The 16,411-nt window shown below is 42.8% G+C and carries 15 protein-coding genes; 10 read left to right on the top strand and 5 right to left on the bottom strand.

The features are described 5' to 3' along the window. Nucleotides 1-295 precede the first annotated feature (295 nt). On the bottom strand, nt 296-883 hold the full coding sequence (locus tag HWQ23_RS32250; RefSeq protein WP_292837789.1) for an RICIN domain-containing protein: 588 nt from the start codon (nt 881-883) through the stop codon (nt 296-298). Between the two features lie 110 nt (nt 884-993). On the opposite strand from HWQ23_RS32250, the gene glsA reads away from it, so the two are divergent. Then, nucleotides 994-1,908: a glutaminase A gene (gene glsA, locus HWQ23_RS32255; RefSeq protein WP_292837791.1), complete on the top strand. Its 915-nt coding sequence runs from the start codon at nt 994-996 to the stop codon at nt 1,906-1,908. Here the strand turns inward: glsA and HWQ23_RS32260 are convergent. Further along, a complete protein-coding gene (locus HWQ23_RS32260; RefSeq protein ID WP_292837793.1) occupies nt 1,885-3,360 on the bottom strand; it encodes a hypothetical protein in 1,476 nt (491 codons plus the stop codon). The two genes, glsA and HWQ23_RS32260, sit on opposite strands and share 24 nt — an antisense overlap. 529 nt (nt 3,361-3,889) lie before the next feature. Between HWQ23_RS32260 and psaA the strand changes: the two genes are divergently transcribed. The 7 genes from psaA to HWQ23_RS32295 all read left to right on the top strand — a co-directional run bounded on the left by psaA (nt 3,890) and on the right by HWQ23_RS32295 (nt 11,645). Then, a complete protein-coding gene (gene psaA / locus HWQ23_RS32265) occupies nt 3,890-6,148 on the top strand; it encodes a photosystem I core protein PsaA (protein ID WP_292837795.1) in 2,259 nt (752 codons plus the stop codon). 144 nt (nt 6,149-6,292) lie between these two features. Continuing rightward, nucleotides 6,293-8,524 carry a photosystem I core protein PsaB gene (gene psaB / locus HWQ23_RS32270; protein WP_292837797.1) on the top strand — a complete coding sequence of 744 codons (2,232 nt, stop codon included), beginning with the start codon at nt 6,293-6,295 and terminating at the stop codon, nt 8,522-8,524. A 154-nt stretch (nt 8,525-8,678) separates the two neighbouring features. Beyond that, nucleotides 8,679-9,740, top strand: a complete 1,062-nt coding sequence (locus tag HWQ23_RS32275; RefSeq protein WP_292837799.1) for a DUF262 domain-containing protein — start codon at nt 8,679-8,681, stop codon at nt 9,738-9,740. A 123-nt stretch (nt 9,741-9,863) separates the two neighbouring features. Further along, a complete protein-coding gene (locus tag HWQ23_RS32280) occupies nt 9,864-10,514 on the top strand; it encodes an HNH endonuclease family protein (protein ID WP_292837801.1) in 651 nt (216 codons plus the stop codon). 258 nt (nt 10,515-10,772) lie between these two features. Next, nucleotides 10,773-10,979, top strand: coding sequence for a hypothetical protein (locus HWQ23_RS32285; protein WP_292837803.1), 207 nt, complete (start codon nt 10,773-10,775; stop codon nt 10,977-10,979). 70 nt (nt 10,980-11,049) lie between these two features. Then, nucleotides 11,050-11,280: a DUF433 domain-containing protein gene (locus tag HWQ23_RS32290; protein WP_118169120.1), complete on the top strand. Its 231-nt coding sequence runs from the start codon at nt 11,050-11,052 to the stop codon at nt 11,278-11,280. A 5-nt stretch (nt 11,281-11,285) separates the two neighbouring features. Continuing rightward, nucleotides 11,286-11,645 carry a DUF5615 family PIN-like protein gene (locus HWQ23_RS32295; RefSeq protein WP_292837806.1) on the top strand — a complete coding sequence of 120 codons (360 nt, stop codon included), beginning with the start codon at nt 11,286-11,288 and terminating at the stop codon, nt 11,643-11,645. A 175-nt stretch (nt 11,646-11,820) separates the two neighbouring features. Here the strand turns inward: HWQ23_RS32295 and HWQ23_RS32300 are convergent, their stop codons facing one another. Beyond that, complete coding sequence (locus HWQ23_RS32300) at nt 11,821-12,867, bottom strand: N-acetyltransferase DgcN family protein (RefSeq protein ID WP_292837808.1); 1,047 nt, start codon at nt 12,865-12,867, stop codon at nt 11,821-11,823. Further along, on the bottom strand, nt 12,851-13,903 hold the full coding sequence (locus HWQ23_RS32305) for a dipeptide epimerase (RefSeq protein WP_292837810.1): 1,053 nt from the start codon (nt 13,901-13,903) through the stop codon (nt 12,851-12,853). The genes HWQ23_RS32300 and HWQ23_RS32305 overlap by 17 nt, the downstream gene beginning before the upstream one ends. 139 nt (nt 13,904-14,042) lie before the next feature. On the opposite strand from HWQ23_RS32305, the gene HWQ23_RS32310 reads away from it, so the two are divergent. Next, a complete protein-coding gene (locus tag HWQ23_RS32310) occupies nt 14,043-14,594 on the top strand; it encodes an NUDIX hydrolase (protein ID WP_292837812.1) in 552 nt (183 codons plus the stop codon). Nucleotides 14,595-15,124: 530 nt separating this feature from the next. Continuing rightward, nucleotides 15,125-15,997, top strand: a complete 873-nt coding sequence (locus HWQ23_RS32315) for a DUF2382 domain-containing protein (protein WP_292837814.1) — start codon at nt 15,125-15,127, stop codon at nt 15,995-15,997. A 230-nt stretch (nt 15,998-16,227) separates the two neighbouring features. Here HWQ23_RS32315 and HWQ23_RS32320 read toward each other — a convergent pair whose 3' ends face one another. Then, nucleotides 16,228-16,383 (bottom strand): hypothetical protein, encoded by a 156-nt coding sequence (locus HWQ23_RS32320; protein WP_292837994.1) that lies wholly within the window; start codon nt 16,381-16,383, stop codon nt 16,228-16,230. Between the last annotated feature and the right edge of the window lie 28 nt (nt 16,384-16,411).

The following is a 16,411-nucleotide window of genomic DNA, read 5'->3' on the forward strand; positions in this document are numbered from 1 at the left end:
CTCTTAGGGAACTCCAAAAAATAAATTATTCCATCTTGTGGGATGGGCCGAAAAGCCCGTCCTTGGTGATTAGCGGGCAAGATGCCCGCACCACAAGAAATTTTTGGATATTTTTTTATTTGGAAGTCCCTTAGATCAGAACTTCTGGGATCAAAGAGGCTACGCGTAGCTTGCTTCCCCATACGGGTAGGGTAGGTACAAAGAGATTTGATAGTAGCAATTTTTTGGTTACGCATTTACGAAATCATCTACCTTCGCTGTGGGCGGCTGATCCGGTTCCACTCAAGCAGTATTGTTAAAAACTTGGTTGCCACCCCCACCTCTGATCTGAGCTTTTACTGGAACTGCTAAATCCAGATAGTTCACAATCAGAAAGTACCAATGGCGTATTATTAGCTGTGCCAGGATCTCCAGATACAGCAATGCATTTATCGGATAATCCATTTCTGAGAAATCCTGCACCAATGTATTCCCACCTCTGATCTGTGGCTTCAAAGGTACTGCTAAATCCAGATACTTCGCAATCAGAAAGTATCAACGGCGCACCAGTAGCTGTGCCAGGCTGTCCCTCTACATCAATGCATTTGTTGGATAATTTATTCCTGATAAATCCTCCACGAATAAATTCCCATTTCTGATCTGTGATTCTACCCAAACTGCTAAATCCCGATACTTCGCAATCAGAAAGTATCAATCGCGCACCATTAGCTGTACCAGGCTGTCCCTGTACATCAATGCACTTGTTTGATAGTTGGTTTCTAATAAACATTCCCCCTACTTGTGCAATAGCATTTTGATTTTCTAGAATGCAAGTTGCTCCCCATAACAGCGAGCCAACGAATCCAACTGCGATCGCTGTACACTTTCTTAAATTCGGTTTCACAAATTTTTTCTCCTTAATTTCGTGTTTCTACGTTATTAAAAAGTCTTGGTGAGCTTCAGAATATACTGTTAGTTACTATCTAATAAATGTACTTTTAGAAAATTTACACTTTGAAAGCACTTGGCAAACTAACTACTACGGACTTATCAGCTTGGGTGCAACTAGCTAAAATTCAGGCTAAACAGGGAAGAGTTACCGATCGCATTCCGCAATTAGCTAAAGCTAATCCTGCTTGGTTTGCAGTTCACATCTGCTGTGAATCAGGGAAAACTATCAGTTTTGGGGATACAGCTTGTGTTTTCCCGCTAATGAGCGTTATTAAGACATTTTCTCTACTTTATCTGCTAGAACATCTAGGAGCCGAAACAGTTTTTGGGTGGGTTGGGGTGGAACCATCGGATGCACCTTTCAATTCTTTAGAACAATTAGTTAGCGATCGCGGGCACCCCCGCAACCCGATGATTAATAGTGGGGCAATTACCCTGTCTGATAAATTACCAGGAAAGGACGCTAGCCAACGCACTCTTTTATTTTGTCAATGGCTCAACCAATTAGCAGGTTGCCAACTATCTTTAGATGAGGTAATGCTGGCTTCAGTGCGATTAACACGCTCAACAGCCAATCAAGCGATCGCTAATTATCTCGCCGAAGCCGGACATCTAGAAAATATTGAAACAGCACTTGACACCTACGAACAAATATGCTGTATATCTGGGCGAGTTGAAGATTTAGCTCTATTGGGAAAACTCCTAGCTTGTAAAAATGGGTGTATAGAAGCACAAAATCGCCGGATTGTCAATGCTGTGATGTTAATTTGTGGATTGTACGAAGCTTCTGCCCAGTTTGGGGTGAGAGTTGGTCTACCGATGAAATCAGGGATTGGTGGTGGACTTGTAGCAATAGTACCAAGCTCAGGAGCGATCGCTTGCTACAGTCCTGGGTTGGATAATATCGGAAATCCTGTAGGAGCGATCGCATTTGTTGAGGCTTTAGCGCAAGAGTTACAGTTGAGCGTCTTTGGTTAATTCTGGTTTTTCAAGATCGGGGGCGGTTGTTTTAGGTAAAGGTGTTGATTCAGGAGTTGGCGTTACCTCTGATTTTGCTTCTGGTGTTGGCGTAATTGTTTCTGGTGCTGGAGACTCAATAATCTCTGGCAGCGTGGGTGGCAAACTAGGAGATGGTGAAACTGGTGCTTCTGGGGTGGTTATCTTGCCCGCCCGACGGTTAAAAAATCCGCCAACTCTAGGTTTTGTTGGCTGAGGCACAACTTTTTCAGGTAACGGCGTTGATTCAGGAGTTGGCGTAATTGTTTCTGGTGTTGGAGGCTGAATAATTTCTGGTGGTGTCGGGGACAAACTGGGAGATGGTACAGCCGTTGGAACTTCTAATTTTGGTTGTTCTGGCTGTGTTTTGGATTCTTTTGGAATTTCAGTTTCAGGAATCGGCTGTTTTTCTACTTTCGGTTGGATTTGGGGTGTTTTTTCAACAGACGGCGTGGGCGTAGGTGTGAATGTATAATTCTGGTCTACAACGCGGCGCACCTCATCTGCGGTGACTTCTCCTCTGACAATTCTCGACAAAGTATCTTTACCTTTTGGCTGGTAGTCAATGAGTCTAACTGTGGTATTAAAGGCATTTTTGAGAGGATTTCCCTGGTTATCGAGGAATTCCAGCTTTACCCAGTTTTTTCCTGGACGGAACCCTTTGAGATAAACTGCTTGCCAGCGATCGAAAATAAAACTTTCACCATTAATTGTGGAGCGGATGCGCCAATCACTAAATTTGTCGTTAGGGTTGTCCTTCCCGACGAGGTGCAGAGGAGCGTTAGTTAGGTAAAAGTCCAATAAGATTGGTTCTGCTCCGTAGCTACTTTGAGGACGGCTATAAGTTAGCAGGGGTAAGTTGGGATCTGGCTTGTTGTCGTCGGTTTTGGTGAAGACGTGAAATGTTGCTTGGGCATAAGCGCCTTCATTTTTAAAGCTTTCATGCCAAGGACGCGAGGCAAAGACGCGCAGGGTATGAGTACCTGGAGACAAGTCCGGCAAAACCAAGGGCTGATTCAGGTCGTAAACAGGTATATAAGGTTGGTTATCCAGAATTACGTGGAGATGGGGGCCCAATTGCAATTGTGGGTCTTTAAATATTGGTAGATCTTTAACCTGAAAGCTGGCTGTGATTTTGTTATCTGGGAAAACTTCATCAGGTTGTGGAGTAACAATTTTCACCTGTGGCTGATAAACTTCCAAAATTGATTGCAGTTCTTGGATCACAGGTGGCGGGGAAACTTCCGAAAATTGCTTGGAAATTTGAGAAATCTGTGGCGGGTTTTCTCTATAGCCAATAGATACTTCCTGGCTATCGGCTTTCTGGCCACAACTGGCCAAGCTTAATACCAGCACCAATGTCATTACCCACCTGAAAATTCCGAACCTCTCAGGGAGGAACTTCTCTAATACCCTTTTCTGCCACGAGTTCATGCGTTGCACCCAGTAATAGTCTTCGACAATTGACTAGATTATTTTGGCTCAAACTGTCCATAGGGAACCATAGCCCAAAAGGTGAAATCTGCCTCACATCCCATAAGTTTTTCTGTGCATCTCAGGAAATTTTAAAATAAGTCATATTGCTGACAAGTTTATACTTACAACAATTAAAACATGACACGTAGATAAAGCTGGAACATCGGCTATATACAGCCCAATCATAAATTTTACGAATTGTTATTCTTTGTAAATAAAATGAATAATATATTGACTTTTGGACAAAGAGTTTGAAGTTACAAGCCAGATCAGGGAGGAATTCCAGCAATATTTGACCAAGTTTGAATTATTGTTAAAATATCTCCAAGTATCTCCAACAATGTACAAGTTAAGACTCTATAATTCAACGAGAAACAACAATCCACATAGGTCTTCATCGCGGCTTCAGTAAAATTCTGGAATTTGCGGTAATGGTTAATTTTGTGGTATTCATGATTCCTCATTCCTTATCAAGAGAGGAGGTCGAATGACAATAAGTCCTCCGGAGCGAGAGGAAAAAAAGGCAAGAGTAATCGTCGATAATGACCCAGTTCCAACCTCATTCGAGAGATGGGCGCAACCTGGACACTTTGACAGATCCTTAGCCAGAGGTCCCAAAACCACCACATGGATTTGGAACCTGCACGCACTCGCCCATGATTTTGATACACATACAAGCGATTTAGAAGACATATCCCGGAAGATATTCTCAGCCCACTTCGGCCACTTAGCCGTAGTGATGGTTTGGTTGAGCGGGATGATTTTCCACGGCGCGAAGTTTTCTAACTACGAAGCTTGGTTAAGCGACCCGTTGAACGTTAAGCCTAGTGCCCAGGTCGTTTGGCCCATTGTGGGACAAGACATTTTAAACGGTGATGTTGGCGGTGGTTTCCACGGTATTCAAATCACCTCCGGTTTGTTCCAAGTATGGCGTGGCTGGGGTATTACAAACTCGTTCCAGCTTTACGTAACTGCGATCGGTGGCTTGGTATTAGCAGGCTTATTACTATTTGCCGGCTGGTTCCATTACCACAAACGCGCTCCCAAACTGGAATGGTTCCAGAATGTGGAGTCAATGCTGAATCACCACTTGCAAATATTGCTAGGTTGTGGTTCCTTGGGATGGGCAGGTCACTTAATCCATGTGTCCGCACCGACCAACAAGCTTTTGGATGCAGGCGTTGCTCTCAAAGACATACCCTTGCCCCACGAGTTCATCTTGAACAAAGACTTGTTGACGGAGTTGTATCCTGGCTTTGCTGCTGGTTTAGCACCTTTCTTCACCTTGAACTGGGGTCAGTATGCTGACTTCCTCACCTTCAAGGGCGGTCTGAACCCGGTAACAGGCGGCTTGTGGATGACTGATATTTCCCATCACCACTTAGCGATCGCAGTTATCTTTATCATTGCTGGTCACCAGTATCGTACCAACTGGGGTATTGGTCACAGCATTAAAGAGATCCTGGAAAACCATAAAGGTCCTTTCACTGGTGAAGGTCATAAAGGTCTCTACGAAAACCTGACCTCATCCTGGCACGCTCAGTTGGCTACTAACCTAGCCTTCTTGGGTTCGCTGACCATCATCGTCGCACATCACATGTACGCGATGCCCCCCTATCCATATTTGGCAACTGACTACGCTACACAGTTGTGCATTTTCACCCACCACATGTGGATTGGTGCATTCTGTATAGTCGGCGGTGCGGCTCACGCTGCCATATTCATGGTGCGGGATTACGATCCGGTTGTGAACCAAAACAACTTACTGGATCGGGTGCTTCGTCACCGAGATGCGATTATTTCTCACCTTAACTGGGTATGTATCTTCCTCGGCTTCCATAGCTTTGGGCTTTACATCCACAACGATACAATGCGTGCCTTGGGACGTCCCCAAGACATGTTCTCTGATACGGCAATTCAATTGCAGCCAGTGTTTGCTCAGTGGGTACAAAACATCCACACCCTAGCTCCTGGTGGCACTGCTCCCAATGCGCTAGAACCCGTTAGCTATGCTTTCGGCGGTGGGATTTTGGCTGTAGGCGGTAAAGTAGCGATGATGCCCATTGCTTTGGGTACGGCGGACTTCTTAATCCACCATATTCACGCATTCCAAATACACGTTACTGTCCTAATTCTGCTCAAAGGTGTACTGTTTGCCCGTAGCTCTCGTTTGATTCCAGATAAAGCAAACCTGGGCTTCCGCTTTCCCTGCGACGGTCCTGGTCGTGGCGGCACCTGTCAAGTATCTGGTTGGGACCATGTGTTCCTCGGACTTTTCTGGATGTACAACACAATATCGATCGCAATTTTCCACTTCAGCTGGAAGATGCAATCAGATGTTTGGGGAACCGTAGATGCAGATGGTGTTGTGACTCATATCACTGGTGGTAATTTTGCCCAAAGCGCCATTACTATCAACGGTTGGTTGCGAGACTTCTTGTGGGCGCAAGCTACGCAAGTCATCAATTCCTATGGCAGTGCGCTATCTGCCTATGGTCTACTCTTCTTAGGCGCTCACTTTGTCTGGGCATTCAGCTTGATGTTCCTGTTCAGTGGTCGCGGCTACTGGCAAGAACTGATTGAGTCCATAGTTTGGGCGCATAACAAACTGAAGGTAGCACCAGCAATTCAGCCTCGCGCTCTGAGCATTATTCAGGGTCGGGCTGTAGGGGTAGCTCACTACCTCTTGGGAGGAATTGCCACAACTTGGGCGTTCTTCCATGCACACATCCTTTCAGTAGGGTAGCAATCAGCTTCCTAAAAGTTAGGAGTTAGGAGTTAGGAGTTAGGAGTTAAGAATAAAAATTTAAAACTCATAACTTTCAACTTATAACTCCTAACTATCCCAGCTGGTACTTGATGGCTAAAGGTCAGAGGATTTATTAAACCTATGGCGACGAAATTTCCCAAATTTAGCCAGGATCTCGCACAGGACCCGACGACTCGTCGGATATGGTATGCGATCGCTACAGGCAACGATTTTGAAACCCATGATGGCATGACGGAAGAAAATCTTTACCAAAAGATTTTCGCAACTCACTTCGGTCACTTGGCAATCATCTTCCTGTGGGCATCGAGCCTCCTGTTCCACGTAGCCTGGCAAGGTAACTTTGAACAGTGGATTAAAGATCCCCTTCATATCCGTCCGATCGCTCACGCGATTTGGGACCCCCACTTTGGTAAACCAGCGATCGAAGCTTTTACGCAAGCGGGCGCTAGTAATCCGGTAAACATTAGCTACTCTGGTCTGTACCACTGGTGGTATACCATCGGTATGCGGAATAACAGTGAACTTTACACAGGTTCAGTGTTTCTGTTATTGTTCGCAGCTGTCCTCTTGTTTGCTGGTTGGCTGCACTTGCAACCCAAGTACCGTCCTAGCTTGGCATGGTTTAAGAGTGCTGAACATCGGCTAAACCACCACTTAGCAGGTTTGTTTGGTGTTAGTTCTTTGGCTTGGGCTGGTCACTTAATTCACGTTGCTATCCCCGAATCTCGCGGACAGCACGTAGGTTGGGATAACTTCCTATCCACCCCACCCCACCCAGCAGGTTTGACACCTTTCTTTACAGGTAACTGGGGTGTTTACGCTCAAAACCCTGACACTCCGGGGCATCTATTCAGCACATCCCAAGGTGCAGGGACTGCAATTCTGACTTTCTTGGGTGGTTTCCATCCTCAGACAGAAGCTTTGTGGCTGACTGACATGGCTCATCACCACTTGGCGATCGCAGTTATCTTCATAATTGCCGGTCACCAATACCGGACTAACTTCGGAATTGGTCACAGCATCAAAGAAATGCTGAACTCCAAAGCCGGTTTAGTACCCGGTACCAAGAGTGAAGGTCAGTTTAACCTGCCTCACCAAGGGTTGTACGACACCTATAACAATTCGCTGCACTTCCAGTTGGGTATTCACCTAGCTGCTCTGGGAACCATCACCTCTCTGGTGGCACAGCACATGTACGCCATGCCTCCTTATGCATTTATCGCTAAGGACTACACAACTCAGGCAGCGCTGTACACGCACCATCAATACATTGCTGGTTTCCTAATACTTGGTGCTTTTGCTCACGGAGCAATATTCTGGGTACGTGATTACGATCCAGAGCAAAACAAGGGCAACGTTCTTGAGCGCGTGCTTCAGCACAAAGAAGCGATTATTTCCCACCTCAGCTGGGTATCCCTTTTCTTGGGCTTCCACACCCTCAGTTTGTACGTCCACAACGACGTAGTGGTTGCTTTCGGCACTCCTGAGAAGCAAATCCTAATTGAGCCAGTGTTTGCTCAATTCGTCCAAGCTGCTAACGGTAAAGTACTGTACGGTTTAGACACCTTGCTATCTAACCCAGATAGTATTGCTTACACAGCATGGCCCAACTACGCTAACGTCTGGTTACCAGGCTGGCTAGATGCGATCAATGCTGGTACTAACTCCCTGTTCTTAACAATTGGCCCTGGCGACTTCTTGGTACACCATGCGATCGCTTTGGGTCTGCACACCACCACCTTGATCTTGGTTAAAGGTGCTTTGGATGCCCGTGGTTCTAAGCTGATGCCCGATAAAAAGGACTTCGGCTATGCCTTCCCTTGCGACGGCCCCGGTCGTGGCGGTACTTGCGACATCTCAGCTTGGGATTCCTTCTACCTCGCTACATTCTGGATGCTCAACACCCTTGGTTGGGTTACCTTCTACTGGCATTGGAAGCATCTAGGTATTTGGCAAGGCAACGTAGCTCAGTTCAATGAGAACTCTACATACCTCATGGGCTGGTTCCGCGATTACCTCTGGGCTAACTCTGCTCAGTTAATTAACGGTTACAACCCCTATGGTGTGAATAACCTGTCTGTCTGGGCTTGGATGTTCCTGTTTGGACACCTAGTTTGGGCTACTGGTTTCATGTTCTTAATCTCCTGGAGAGGTTACTGGCAAGAGTTGATTGAAACCCTTGTTTGGGCACACGAACGCACTCCTCTGGCTAACCTAGTTCGCTGGAAAGATAAGCCCGTGGCTCTGTCTATTGTTCAAGGTCGTGTAGTTGGTCTAGCTCACTTCACTGTTGGCTATGTCTTAACCTACGCCGCATTCTTGATTGCTTCTACTGCTGGTAAGTTCGGTTAGTTCGGCTGCTAGTTTTGTAGATAAGTAATAAAAATCCCCTGCCGCAAGGTGGGGGATTTTTATTGCTAAGTCTAAGTAATAACTACACACAAAATTTCGTCTCGTTCGTTACATTAATAAAATAAGATACCAGCTTTGTATAAAAACTATGACTATGCAGCCTGAAAGTACATCATTAGGAGATTTGTTTTGTCGTCGAATTCCTTTTAAAGTACCAAAATATCAAAGAGCTTTTGATTGGGAGCAAGAAGAAATTGATGATTTTATTAAAGATTTACTGGTGCTATATAATGCAAGAAAAATTAATCCTAGTCAGCCAAGAAAACATTTCTTTGGTGGCTTAGTAAGCATAAAACAGCATATACCCAACAGTTATACAGGAAATCTTTATGATTTGGTTGATGGGCAGCAAAGGCTAGCAACTTTCACAATGACAATTGCTTCCCTTGTTAAGGCATTCGAGTCACTTGCTAATGAAGCTAAAGTTGAAAAAGATACAGAAACTTCGCAAGCGGCTCAATCTTATGCGAGTACAACAAGAGATGAATACTTAGAATACAAAGAAGTAATAAATAACCAATTACAGCCACGTCTTCGTCTTACTCTCTCAAAAGCCGATAATGTTTTTTTTGAAGACTTAATAAATGGTCGCAGTCCTAAAGGTTCACGAGATTCTCATAAAAAATTACAATTTGCATGGGATTCTATTAGAACAAATCTTATTGCTAAAATCCTGAATGATATTAGTAAATCTAGCGTCTCTGATAAACTTAATTCTCTTCTACAATTACGAAAATCTGTTATAGAGGACTGTTATGTAATTTATATCGTTAGTGAGGATAGAAGTGAAGCTTACAGGTTATTTGCGGTACTAAATGATAGAGGTAGAGAGTTGAGTGATGGAAATAAACTTCGCTCAGATACTCTTGAATTACTAGAAAAACACGAGAGAGAACAAATACTTGCAGAAGATAACTGGGACACAATACTTAGCTATCCAGCAACAGAAGTGGAGCAATTCTTTAGAAATTACTATGCATCTCATCAGGGCAAGGGTGCAGCCAAGAGAAATTTAGCAGATACATTTCGAGATGATATATTTAAGTTTCCACCCGGAATTGTTCTAGAGATTGCTGAAACTGAAGAAGCGAAGAAACTATCTCATACTATTTCTGATATAAAAAATGAGCAACAAGTTTTTATAGAAATATCATAACGACGGTGGCCTTATCGAGATGCTACTGCTTCAGATTGGCAACAGGAAAGACTACAACGTTTAATAAAAGTATTAAGGCATACACTTTGTATACCACTTTTGCTTAGTGCATACCATTGTCTTTTGGAAAGGCAATTTATAGAAATTATAGACATTCTAGAACGCTTTGCTTTTCGCTACATTACTATTGTAGGAGCGCACGCTGAAAAAATATCTACAATATATTATGACCACGCAAAGTTGATTAGACAAACACCGCAAGAATATAAAATTCCTACTTTAAGAAATGAATTAAAAGCAGTACAGGAAAAGTATGCTCCTGATGAAACTTTTGAATCTCTATTAATACAAAAATTAAGTTATCAAGATAATTCTTCCAAAAAGATAATTATCAGACACTTTTTAACTACATTAGAGGATCATGTTGAGTGGTACTCTAATGGCGCTAATGGTAAACCAAAACCAAATGAAATAAGTATTTTTGATCTAAGCAAAGTTACCATAGAGCATATATATCCGCAGAATATTAGCAGTGCTTCAGTAATAGAAGACCTTGAGTTGGTGAAGAATGACATTGGGAATCTGTCTTTTTGGCCTGGACGTAATAATAATAGTGCAGGTAATAAGTCATTTGCTGAGAAGAAAAGTCTTTACGAGCAGTCAAATGTAACACTCAATCGAGAGCTAGCAAAATTTCTGGACTGGGATAAGCAAAACTTCCAACAAAGGAGAGATAAATTACTAAAGATGGCGAAAAAGATTTTTACTGTTTAGATATGAGTCAGCTGGCGTACAATCAGCTATTTAAGTTTTTAGCACATTGCCCAGACTGATGAAGCTTTAACTTTCTTGAGGAACAAGGAAATCTATACACGCTTCGAGACAGAGAACCTATCTAACGTTTCCAAACTTTAAAACTTGCATAATGTAAAGCTTGTTATGAAGTCAGTGAAGACGTGATCGCCTAAAATTAATCCTTACTTGTGAGCAGTCATAATTATGACAGAGTGGCATAATATCCTATAACTGAAGATGAACACTAAACTTGTTGAATCACTGTTGCAAGCTATTCTATCTCTCTCTGATGAGGAGCGATCGCTATTGGAAGAAAGATTAATTTTAAATTCATCAGAGCCTTCAACCCGTGACTTAATGCAACTTGCTCAAACTGGTGGAGTCTTTCAGTTTCTTAACGATGAACCAGATATATACTCACTAAAAGATGGAGAACCTATCTAAAAAGAAAGCGATGTCTACGACGGGCTACGCCTACGCCTAAAATTAAACTTAATTACAAGCACTCAAAATCATGACAAACTGGCAAGAACGCATTACTCAAAACCCGAATGTATGTCACGGCAAACCGTGCATCAAAGGAACACGCATTATGGTATCAGTCATCCTTGATAACTTTGCCGAGGGACTGACATTTGAGGAAATTATTCAAGAGTATCCACCACTGGCTTTAGAAGATATTAGAGCAGCTATTGCTTATGCAGCCCAATTAACCAGGGAAGAGGAATTGTTGCCACTGCGATGAATAAAATGACAGTGAAACTGGACGAGAACATGGCACAAACCCACGTCGAGTTTTTGCAACAAGCTGGTTACAACGCTGACCGTGTGACTGATGAAGGATTGTCTGGTGCTGATGATGAAACTGTTTGGGAGCAAGTTTGTGCTGAGGAACGATTTTTTATCACCCTTGATTTAGATTTTTCTGATATTCGCCGCTTTCCACCAGGCACTCATACTGGAATTCTACTATTGCGTTCGCGTAACCGTAGCCGTCAAGCAGTGCTAGAAATTTTGTCTCGTGTTGTACAGGAGCAATCTTTAGAAAAGTTGAAAGGTTGTCTTGTAATGGCAGACGACATACAGACGCGAATCCGGCGATCGCAGTGATAGCATGGATACAAAGTTAATATACTCTCTGCGTTACTTTGCGCTTTTAAACAAAATTCACATTGTGCAATTTTTTCTCGAAATTACTCTGAACATCTTGAGTTCCTCCAGAATATAGGGGAAATGTAAAGGAGATGACTAAAGCTTGGCTAAAGTGGAGTAGGCAAAGAGGCTACTAATTGTTCATCACTGCATCTAATAGCACATTGGCATCAAAACGCACGACATCGGTGCAAGGTAGCCCAGTTTCTGCTATGGTTTGAGCGATCGCTTCTTCAGCCGCAGATTCATCTAGATGGGCTGTGTTAAGTCCTATACCGACTACAGGAACACTTGCAAACGCACCACCGCCACTAGCGACAGTTTCATAAAGCCGGATTACCTCTGGTAAAGGTGGAATTAGCACATGGGGATGATTACGTATATGAACTTGTCCTGCCCGATGTACCAACACCAGTTGGGTTGGTTGCGAACCACGGATTAGGGGTAGAGTTGCTGTTGAACCAGGGTGTAGCAGTGAACCTTGTCCTTCAATGTGCAAGATGTCGTAGTTTTTGCCATAGCGCATGACTATTTGTTCCACAGCACCGGCGGCAAAGTCTACCCGCACGGCATCTAAAGCCACACCGTCCCCTTCTAACATCACCCCAGTTTGACCTGTGGCGAGGAATTTTGAACGCCAACCCCGTAGTTTTGATGCCCAATGTAACTCTAGGCTAGTTGACATTTTACCGATCGCCATGTCAGTTCCCACTGTCAACACCCGCCGACAAGGAAGTGTGCGTGCTATTCCACTAGCAATAGTTATATTAGCTGGCTCTTTCCGTACATCCCAAATTAATTGTCCTGGTTTGAGCAGTGCATTTAACTCTGGTATGTTTGCCATTGGTGTGTGCAAACCATTTACCAGCGACATCCCAGCTTCTAGAGCCTCTTTGATTTCATCCCAGTAATCATCTGGTATCGCGCCGCCTCCTGGGGCAATGCCAATTACCAAAACTTCCGGCTTGTACTCCAGGGCTGCGGCTACCGATGCCACAATTGGCACATCACGCTTGATGCCAGTTAATTCTGGTAGGGATTTGCCAGCAGACTCGCGATCAATTACAGCTACGATTGGGGCTTCACTGTAGCGTAAAATTGCTAGCCCCGTTTTGCCGTGAGTCCCAGTAATTCCCTCATGCAGCAAGATAGCTACTCGTTGATTAAGTGGTAGACGCACTCTGTTGTACCCCCAAACCTGGTAAATCGTTTGGCAAAACTCTCCCTTGTTTTAGCAATGCACCCGTAAAGGGATCATCGATTAAGTTGAGGTGACTGTCTAAATCTAGATAATCAGCTAGTGGTGCTAGCTGTAATGCTGCTGTATTCGCTAGCGAACTGTCAGAATAGCAACCGAACATTACTTGCAATCCATAGGCTCGCGCTGTATGTACCATTCGCATTGCCTCCGTTAGTCCCCCTGATTTCATCAGTTTGATATTAATGCCATCCACGTAGTTTGCCAAATCGGGAATATCGGAGCTTGTGAAGCAACTTTCATCGACAAAGATGGGCAGGGGAGAGTGTTCTTTGAGTTTTGCTAAACTTGGTTCCTGCCCCCGTGGCAATGGCTGTTCTACATACTTTATACCTAAATCAGCCAGCCAATTGCACATCGCGATCGCATCTGACAAATTCCAACCCCCGTTGGCATCAACAAATAATTCTGGTAATGGTGCTTCTTCTCGCACTGCTAATAGCATTTTTTTATCTGCATCTATGCCATCTGGACTACCTAGCTTCACCTTGAAAAGGCGGACATCAGTAAATTGTAACCAGTCTCGCGCTCTGGCCCTAGCACCTTCAGGCGAATTAATCCCAATTGTGACAGAAGTCGGGACTATTTGATTGCGATCGAGTCCCCAAATTTGCCACAAGGGTAATTTTACGCGCTTACCCAACCAATCGTGCATTGCCATATCCAAGGCTGCTCTAACAGCAGAAGGAACCTGAGTTTGTGTTAAAACTTGCTCAATTTGCTGTCGTTGTAAGGGGCTGAATGTTTGTAACAGTGGCACAACTTGCTCTAAAGCATCTTTGATCGTATCAGTTGATTGCCGATGATTACCTACACCGAACGGCGATGCTTCCCCCCAGCCTTCGATGCCATCATCTGATATCCGCACCCATACATTCGTTGTCTGTGCCGTTGTACCCCGACTAATGGTCAACGGAAATCTCTTGTTTACTGTAAATAACTTTACATTTATTTGCATACTTATTCCGCATATTATGTTATGACAAAAGTCAGTGTAAGTTCAAAATTTAGATTATCGGACGTATCCGTTATACTTTTTTACATTCACTACTTGATTTTTGAATTTTTTATACAAAGTTTTATTTTTTACTTAATTTATGACAAACTTAAAAAAATGGAAAACTTTAAAATCAAAAATGGTCTTAGATCATTACTGGTGTAAGGTAAGGCAAGATGAAATAGAATTGCCCAATGGTCAAATCATCGATGATTATTTTGTTAGTATTAAACCAGACGTTGCGATGGTTTTACCTATAACTAGTAGCAAAGAGATAATTTTTGTCCAGCAATACAGACATGCCGTAGGTGAATTTTTCTTAGAATTGCCAGCAGGGAATTTTGATCCCACAAAAGAGAATGCCGAAGTAGCAGCAATTAGAGAACTTACAGAAGAGACGGGTTATATTCCCCAAGAAGTTAGAAAAATCGGAACTCTATACGATAAGCCGAGTAAAGATACGAATCAAATACATTTATTTTTAGCAGAGAATCTGAGGAAAGTTGGAGAGCAACAACTAGATATTACAGAAGAAATTGAAGTTGTATTAATACCGGTAGAATCAGTTTTAGAGAAAATTATTCAGGGACAAATTTCTGTTGCAGGAACTGTAGCGGCTCTCTTCTTAGGTTTGAAGTTTCTAAGTTATTAATAATCTCAGGGTTAATTATTATGTTTGTCTTTACAGTAACTTCTGATACTTTCCTCAAAGTTCGCCCAAGTGAGTTAGCGGAATTAGCTGAAGATGAAAAACTTCTCATTGCCTGATTAGCAAGGTTTTTTAGTCTTAATAAAGAGTGATTTTGTTTGAGTTTAGCTAATTTATCATTTAGGGCATAGTTGATTTGTCTTATTACTCCTTTGGAGCAGGGGGAAGTATTTATTTAGAAATTTATTAGGAATTAATAATATTTAGATATTTTTAAATTAGGACATTTATTGCTACAAACTAGTCACATATATCATAAAAATCTAGTTATATATGTGTTAATATCAATAATGCTATTGGATCACTAATACTCTTTTAAGATCATATTTTTTCGTGATTAAGGTATATTTAATTACTACTTTTGATGAAAGTTTAAAATGGTTGAATCAATCTTTGGAGAGAGGATTTATACCAACTAAATTTTATATATTATAGAAAGCAGACAGTAAAAGTTAAGGAAATAGAATAAAATAGTGCCACTCCAAAAAATAAGTGAATTTGATACAGACTACCATAATACTATTGGTAAAGACATCAAAGGAATGGGTCTGTATGTTCAGGGAACCGATGAGAAGATTGGCACAATAATTGATGCTGTCTTAGACGACCAAGGAGCATTCCGCTATTTAATTGTTGACATAGGGGTTTGGGTTTTTGGCAAGAAAGTATTACTACCAATAGGGAAATCGCGTATTGACTCTACAGCAGACCGTGTATACGTTGTTGGTCTGACAAGAGAGCAAGCGGAAAAATTGCCTGAATATCATGAGCATACAGCGCTTGACTACGACTATGAAGAACGGGTGCGCGGAGGATATCGCACACCGTCTGTAGAAAGTTCAGCACCTCTGGATGTAGGATCGACAGTTGGGCGCACTACTCCCAGTCTTGATCGCAACAACTACACCTACGCACAAGAGCCAGATTTATATGATGTCAGCGCTCACGAAGACCAAACTTTCAAACTCTATGAAGAAAGGCTGGTTGCTAATAAACAACGCCGGAAAACTGGAGAAGTAGCGATTGGTAAGCATGTCGAAACTGATACTGCAACAGTTGCTGTATCGGTGGAAAAAGAGCGAGTCGTGATTGAGCGAGTTACTCCTGAAGACGCAGGCAAAGTTGTGTCTGCTGAAATAGCTAACTTCCGCGAGGGTGAAGTAGCACACATAGAAATCTATGAAGAAGTTGCAGATGTCCAGAAAGAAGCTTTCTTGCGAGAAGAAGTCAGAGTGCAAAAAGTTGTAGACAAAGAAATTGTTGAGGTTGAAGAAACCATTCGACGCGAAGAGTTAGACGTTGACACTGATGGAACTTTAAAAGTCAATAAAACTGACCGAGTTTAACTTGATCAAAGAGGCTAAAGAGCAGGGGAGAATTTATTTTCATCCCCTAGTTGTGGGCGATTGCCCGTGGGGTGTAGGGGAAAGACATTTTCATCCTTGATTGTGGGATTTTTTCGTAACTAGATGACTTGAAAATCCTACTTCGACAAGTATCGATATAGATACTTAATGCCCCATTCATTATGCCCATTTTGAATTGAGCTTAGTAGGAGCAAGTTTTTTACCTGCTTCTACTGGAAATACTTTATATCTTCCAAGAAGTGATGGCTGAACAACCAGCGATTTTTAAGTTTCTTAGCAATCCAGTGGTAGGAGCAGCTTTGGTGCGCGATCGCGGCTAAATGGTTTGGTGGCCATAAATAAGCATTCCCAAACTTAATACACATATACTACTAGTCCTTTCAAGGTGACTTG

It is taken from the genome of Nostoc sp. JL33, assembly GCF_017114985.1.
GTDB lineage: Bacteria > Cyanobacteriota > Cyanobacteriia > Cyanobacteriales > Nostocaceae > Nostoc.